The organism is Rhodococcus sp. G-MC3, assembly GCF_030063335.1.
In the GTDB taxonomy this organism is placed as follows: Bacteria; Actinomycetota; Actinomycetes; order Mycobacteriales; family Mycobacteriaceae; genus Rhodococcoides.
Window position 1 is genome coordinate 1 of record NZ_JASISW010000099.1, and the last position, 595, is coordinate 595.

A 595-nucleotide genomic window follows, 5' to 3' on the forward strand; every position below is an offset into this window, starting at 1 on the left:
TTGCGGATCTCGGTGAACATGCCGACAGCGCGTTCACGCAGCTCGGTGGGGTAGTTGCTTGCCGGTCGTGCCATGGCTTCATTCTCCTAAGAAGTGAAGCCTCCGGACAACCCGGTGCGGTTCACTCCAGAATCGTGGCCCGTGTGACTGATGTGTGGGGTCATTGGCGGCCGGGTAGCGACGGTTGATGTCCTCCAAGATTGAGCATGGACAGGGAGATGAGCGCTTCGGGGCGGACGAAGCCGAATGCGATGCGAGTGAGGAGTCGGATCTTGGTGTTCATGGATTCGACGAGTCCGTTGGACAGGCCGTGTTCCGTTGCGGCAAGGATTTGTTCGCGGTGTGCGGTGATACGGCGTTGGAGGGTGACGAACGATTCGATGCGGCTGCGTCGTGCCCACTGGATCCAGCGTTCGAGTGCATCGGCGGCCTGGTCGACCGGGAGCTTGAAGACCATTCGTAAGCCTTCTTTGAGCTGGTAAGCGCGGTAGAGACGCGGATTGGTGGCTGCGATCCAGCGCAGCTTCACGCGTTGACGGCCCGTGAGGTTTTCTGGGTTTTTCCACAGCGCATAGCGGGAACGAAACAGTGCCCG

The 595-nt window shown here is 60.0% G+C and carries 1 protein-coding gene; it reads right to left on the minus strand.

All coding sequences use genetic code 11. The features are described 5' to 3' along the window. Nucleotides 1-160 precede the first annotated feature (160 nt). The coding region (locus QMK17_RS26350; protein ID WP_283512231.1) for a transposase at nucleotides 161-595 on the minus strand (435 nt) is incomplete at its 5' end.